The organism is Actinospica durhamensis, from assembly GCF_018139695.1.
GTDB classification, from domain to species: Bacteria; Actinomycetota; Actinomycetes; order Streptomycetales; family Catenulisporaceae; genus Actinospica; species Actinospica durhamensis.
Window position 1 is genome coordinate 1 of record NZ_JAGSOG010000406.1, and the last position, 5,672, is coordinate 5,672.

A 5,672-nucleotide genomic window follows, 5' to 3' on the forward strand; every position below is an offset into this window, starting at 1 on the left:
GATCACCCTCACCCCCGCCGCCGGCACCACCGCCCCCACCACGACCCTGGTGGGCGCGCTGTCCGGCAAGTGCCTGAGCGTGACCGGCGGCGCGACCGCGGACGGCTCGACCGCGGACATCTACACCTGCAACGGCAGCGCCAGCCAGAACTGGACGCTCGAGACGAACGGCACGATCGTCGGCGGCCTGTCCGGCAAGTGCCTCGAGGTGACCGGCAGCTCCACCGCCGACCGCGCCGGGGTGGACATCGCCACCTGCAGCGGCGCGGCCAACCAGGACTGGACGGTGAACTCCGGCGGCACCGTCGTCGGTGTGCAGTCCGGCAAGTGCCTGAGCGTGGCCGGAAGTGCGACCGCGGACGGCTCGCTGACCGACATCTACACCTGCAACGGCAGCGCCAGCGAGAACTGGGCAGAGGGCTGAGAATCTAGTCAGAACACTGTCGTCAGAACACTGCGGCGCCGCGTGTCCCGGTTTTCCGCCCCGGGTTCCGGCCCGGTGGCTAGGGCTGGCGTCCGGCGCGGCCGGCCTGTCCGGCCACGGCCTCCCGGATGACCAGGCACGCGGCGCCGCGGGCCCACTGGGTGTCGTCGGTCACGTCGACGGTCAGGGTGCAGTCCCGGGCGGCGGTGGAGAACGCGTGGTCCTGCCAGGCCCGCTCGCAGGCGGGGCCGAACAGGTCGTAGGCGTCCGCGCGTTCTCCGGCGAGGATGATCCGGGCCGGGTTCACCAGATTCGACAAGGTGGCCAGGGCCCGGCCGAGTTCCTCGCCCATGGTCGCGAACGCCGCCTGTGCGGGCCGGTGGCCGGAGCGGGCGAGGCGCACCGCGTCCTCGATGGACTCCGGGCGCCGGCCGTCGGCTCGGGCCAGGGCGCGCAGGATCGCCTCGTCCGAGGCCAGGGTCTCGAGGCAGCCGCGCCGCCCGCAGCCGCACGGTTCGCCGTCGGCGCGCATCGGGATGTGGCCGAGTTCCCCGGCCAGGCCGGTGGATCCGGTGAACAGCCGCCCGTCCAGGAACAGGCCGCAGCCGATCCCGGGCCCGACGGTGACCAGGGCGAAGGTCTCCACCCCCCGGCCGTGGCCGAACCAGCGTTCTGCCACCGCCAGGGCGTCTACGTCGTTGCCCACCAGGGTGGGCAGCCCGGTGGCCGCGGCCAGCGGGGCCGCGACGGATACGTCGTCCCAGCCGAGGATGCCGGAGTGCACGACCCGGCCGGCCCCCGGCTCTACGTGCCCGCCGACCCCGACGCCCAGCCCGATGAGCCGGCCCGCCGCCTCGGTGTCGGCGGCGAGCAGGTCGCGGACCACCGCGGCCGCGGCGGCCAGCGCGGCCGCCGGGTCGTGCCCGTCGGCCAGGGTGTGCTCGGCGCGGCCGAGGATCTGGGCGCGCAGATCGGTCAGCACGCCGGTGATCGCGCCGGGGGCGAGCTTGAGCCCGATCACCGCGTGGCGCTCGGCGGCGACCGCGAGCATGCGCTGCGGCCGCCCGATGCCGACGCTGTGCGCCCCGGTCTCGGTGACGAACCCCGAGTCGATCAGGGGATTGACGATCTTGGTGACGGTGGACTGGGAGAGCCCGGTGCGCTGGGCCAGCTGGGTGCGCGAGAGCGGCCCGGCCGTGAGCACCTCGGCGAACAGCTGCGCGCGGGTGCCCTCGGCGCCGGGCGACGGGGCGTGCTCGGGCGCACCGGCGGCCAGGCCGATCGTGATGCGTTCCCTGCCGACGGTCATCGTCCGCTCCTGCCTCGCCGTAAACCGGTGACACCCGGTGGTCACGCAGTATCGGCCATGCCGGGCGTTCCCGGCTACCTCCTGCTACCAGCGCTTGTGTACCAGTGGCCTGATCAGCTCGTCGTAGACCTCCGACACGGCCTGATGGGTCGCGGGCGCCAGGTGCGCCAGCGAGCCCGCCGCCGCGTTGGCCCGGGCCTGCTCCGGATTGCGCGCACCGGGGATGACCACGCTCACCGCGTCCTGGTCCGCGATCCAGCGCAGCGCGAACTGCGCCAGCGTCACGTTCTCGGGCACCAGCGGGCGCAGCCGCTCCACCGCCTCGAGCCCGGTCTCGTAGTCCACGCCGGAGAAGGTCTCGCCGACGTCGAAGGCCTCACCCTGCCGGTTGTAGGTGCGGTGGTCGTCGGCCGCGAACACCGTCTCGGCCGTGTACCGGCCCGAGAGCAGCCCGCTGGCCAGCGGAACGCGCGCGATGATGCCGACGCCCGCGGCCTGCGCGGCCGGGAGCACCTGCTCGAGCGGCTTGAGCCGGAAGGCGTTGAGGATGATCTGCACCGAGGCCAGGTTCGGCCGGGCGATCGCGGCCAGCGCCTGCGCGCAGGTCTCCACGCTCACCCCGTACGCCGCGATCCGGCCGCGCTCGACCAGGTCGTCGAGGGCGTCGAACACCCGGTCGTCGGCGAACACCGGGTCCGGCGGGCAGTGCAGCTGCACCAGGTCGATCCGCTCCACGCCCAGGTTGCGCAGCGAACGGTCGTTCCAGGCCAGGAAGTTGTCCGCGGTGTAGTTCTCCGGCTCCTGCGCCACCCGCCGGCCCATCTTGGTCGCGACCGTGAGCGGCGCCTCGGCCTCGCGCAGGAAACGGCCGACGAACTGCTCGCTGCGCCCGTCGCCGTAGACGTCCGCGGTGTCGATGAAGCTGACACCCGCCTGCACCGCGGCGTGCAGCGTGGCGAACGCGTCCGCCTCGTCCACCTCGCCCCAGTCGGCGCCGAGCTGCCAGGCGCCGAGCCCGACGACGCCCACGCGCCGACCGGTGCGGCCGAGAGTCCTGGTCTCCATGAGCGATCCGCCTTCCACCACGTTCCCGAGAGATCATCATCCCCCCGGCCCATGCTAGTGCGCGCCCAGCCCGGGCCGGGGGAGGGGCTCACCGCGGTCACCCGCCGCCGCCGGCCGCACACGCTCAGCCGCAGGCTCGGGGGTACGCCCGGCCATGGGTTCAGCACGCAGCGGTGCGCCTGGCCGCGATCTCAGCCTCAGCCTCAGCGTCAGTCTCAGCCCAGGGTCTTGATTCTGCGCAGGATGAGCGAGGTCTCCATGGCCGCGATCCCGGGCAGCGAGCCGAGCCGCTCGGTGAGATAGAAGTAGAGCTCGTCCGTCGTGCGGCACAGCACCGACAGCGCCAGGTTCGCCCGCCCGGTGACCGCCGCCGCGAAGCGCACCTCCGGATGCGTCGCGACCGCCTGCCCGACCGCGGCGACGCGGCTTGGCGGGACGGTGAGCCACAGCATCGCCTCCACGCCCCGGCCGAGCGGTTCGTGGTCGTATTCGACCGCGAAGTACAGCGCCCCGCAGCCGCGCAGCCGCTGCAGCCGCCGCGTCACGACGGACTCGGACTGCCCGGTCTCGCCCTGCAGTTCGGCCAGCGTGGCGCGGCCGTCACGGTGCAGCGCGGCCAGCAGCGCCTCGTCCAGATCGTCCAGCGCGACCAGGGCCCCGTCCGGGTCGATCGGCGCCCGCAGCGCCGCCTCCTGCGCCTGCGTCAGGGCGTTGATCTTACGCAGCCAGCCGAGGGACCCGCCGTAGAACGTGCGCAGGATGCACGAGGCGGACACCGAGGTGGCGCCCCGGGCCGGCTGGAGCCGGTCGAGGAACGCCTGGTCCCGGTCCTGCCGCGTGCGCGGCGTCATCGCACACACCACCTCGCTGCCGCCGGAGACGAGATCGATGTACTGGGTGTCCGGCCGCCGCGACAGATCCCCGGCCAGCTGCGCGGCCGTGCCCGGCAGGCAGGCCAGCCGCACGATCCAGGTGTCCCGGCCCAGATGCGCCTCGTGCTTCATCCCGCGCACCCGGAGCCGCACTGCCGACTCCAGCCGCCGGTATCGGCGCCGGGTTTTTTCCCGGATTTCCTCCACCGCCCGGATTCCGCGCGGTGCGCAGAATAATAATGCACGTGATCTCGCTTCCCCCAGGTCAGGGGCTTCACTAAGTTCTCGCCGCACGAGCCGTATTCCGGTACACGCCGTTGCGGCACAGGCCGTTTCCGGCACAGACGAGGTGGAGGAGATTCATGAGCGAGCGCACCAGAGACAGAGTCCTGATAGTCGGCGGCGGAATCGGCGGGCTGTCCGCCGCGATCGCGCTGCGCGGCGCCGGATACGCGGTGACCGTGCTGGAGATCCGGCCGGACCTGCACTCCTCGGTTTACGGCGTCGGCATCATCCAGCCGGTCAACGCACTGCGCGCGCTCGACGCGATCGGCTGCGCGCAGGCCTGCCTGGACGCCGGATTCTCCACCACCGCCTGGGGCCGGGTGCTCGACACCGAGGGCCGACAGGTCGGCGAGATGCCCGGCGCCCGTATCCCCGGCTGCGACCTGCCGCCGATGAACGGCCTCACCCGCCCGCAGCTGCACCGGATCCTGACCGACCGGGCGCTGCAGGTCGGCGCGGTACTCGAATACGGCAGGACCTTCACCGCGCTGCACGACGGCCCCGACGGCGTCGAGGTCGTGTACTCCGACGGCACCCGCGGCACGGTGGACCTCGTGGTCGGCGCGGACGGCGTGCACTCGAAGGTGCGGCCGCTGGTGCTGCGCGAACCGCTCGAGCCGCGCTACCTGGGCCAGTCGGCGTTCCGGCTCAACATCCCCCGGCTGCCGGAGATCGACCGGATCATCCTGCAGAAGGGCCCCGACGGCATGGCGGGCTTCGTGCCCATCGGCCCGGAGTTGGCCTACGTCTTCTACAACACCGCCTGGGACCGGGCCGTGCGCCTGCCGCAGCAGGACCAGGCCGACGTGTTGCGCGCCTGCCTGGCCCCCTTCGGCGGCCTCGCCGGCCGGGTGCGCGAGGAGTTCGTCGAGGACCCGGCGGCCATCGTCTTGCGCCCCGAGGAGTACCTGATCGCCCCGGCCCCGTGGCACCGCGGCCGCATCGTGCTCCTCGGCGACGCCGTCCACGCCATCACCCCGCACCTCGGCCAGGGCGCCGCCCAGGCCATCGAGGACGCGATCGTGCTCGCCGACTGCCTGCAGGCGGCCGAAGGCGACCTCGAGCTCGCGTTCACCGCGTACGTCGAACGCCGCTATGACCGCTGCAAACTCATCGTGGAGTCCTCGGCGCGGATCGGCGAGTGGGAGATGGACCCCGCCGCGCACCGGGACTTCGACCACGCGGGCCTGACCCAGCGCGTCCTCGAGGCGATGGTCCAGCCGATCTAAGGCGTCGCAGCCCGCGCCGTGCCCCGGGCCGAGACGGGACCACGCCCCTCCGCACCAGGCCGGAGGGACGCGGTCGCGTGGGAGCCCGGTATCAGAACACGAGCGCCTGCGTGTCCATGCTCTGATCTCGCCGAAGCCAGGTGGGGCTCAGGTGAAATTAAGCCTTCGACAGTCCTCTGACAAGAGCGGGCCCGGCCGCGCCACTTACCCCGCGCGTTCCCCGGCTGCGCGCCCGCCCCTCAGCCCGTCTGCTCAAGCCACCCGGTGAGCGCGATGACCGCCCGGGCCAACTCCTCGACCGTCCGCCCGTCCGTGGCCACCCGCACGACGGACGCCGGCGCCGTGTCCTCGAGATAGACCGCGGCCCGGCGGCTGCGCTCCAGGTGCGGATCGAGCTGGCTCCCGATCTCCTGCCCGCCCAGCCGCACCGCCGCCGTGGCGTCCGACGCCGTCAGCAGCACCGACGTCAGCCGTACCGTCCCGCCCAG

General features: G+C 73.1%; 5 protein-coding genes and 1 pseudogene. 2 read left to right on the forward strand and 4 right to left on the reverse strand.

Annotated elements, in window-relative coordinates:
• Positions 1-424: ricin-type beta-trefoil lectin domain protein (locus KDL01_RS38675; RefSeq protein ID WP_212533693.1), on the forward strand; the 424-nt coding region annotated here is incomplete at its 5' end.
• Positions 425-503: 79 nt separating this feature from the next.
• On the opposite strand, the gene KDL01_RS38680 is transcribed toward KDL01_RS38675, so the two are convergent.
• The 3 genes from KDL01_RS38680 to KDL01_RS38690 form a co-directional block, all read right to left on the reverse strand.
• Complete coding sequence (locus tag KDL01_RS38680) at positions 504-1,733, reverse strand: ROK family transcriptional regulator (protein WP_212533694.1); 1,230 nt, start codon at positions 1,731-1,733, stop codon at positions 504-506.
• A gap of 84 nt (positions 1,734-1,817) precedes the next feature.
• Positions 1,818-2,798, reverse strand: coding sequence for an aldo/keto reductase (locus KDL01_RS38685; protein WP_212533695.1), 981 nt, complete (start codon positions 2,796-2,798; stop codon positions 1,818-1,820).
• 215 nt (positions 2,799-3,013) lie between these two features.
• A complete protein-coding gene (locus KDL01_RS38690) occupies positions 3,014-3,802 on the reverse strand; it encodes an Lrp/AsnC family transcriptional regulator (RefSeq protein ID WP_212533696.1) in 789 nt (262 codons plus the stop codon).
• A gap of 230 nt (positions 3,803-4,032) precedes the next feature.
• Between KDL01_RS38690 and KDL01_RS38695 the strand changes: the two genes are divergently transcribed.
• Positions 4,033-5,184, forward strand: a complete 1,152-nt coding sequence (locus KDL01_RS38695) for an FAD-dependent monooxygenase (RefSeq protein WP_212533697.1) — start codon at positions 4,033-4,035, stop codon at positions 5,182-5,184.
• Positions 5,185-5,423: 239 nt separating this feature from the next.
• Here KDL01_RS38695 and KDL01_RS38700 read toward each other — a convergent pair.
• Positions 5,424-5,672 (reverse strand): annotated as a pseudogene (locus KDL01_RS38700) (hypothetical protein); the annotation flags it as partial.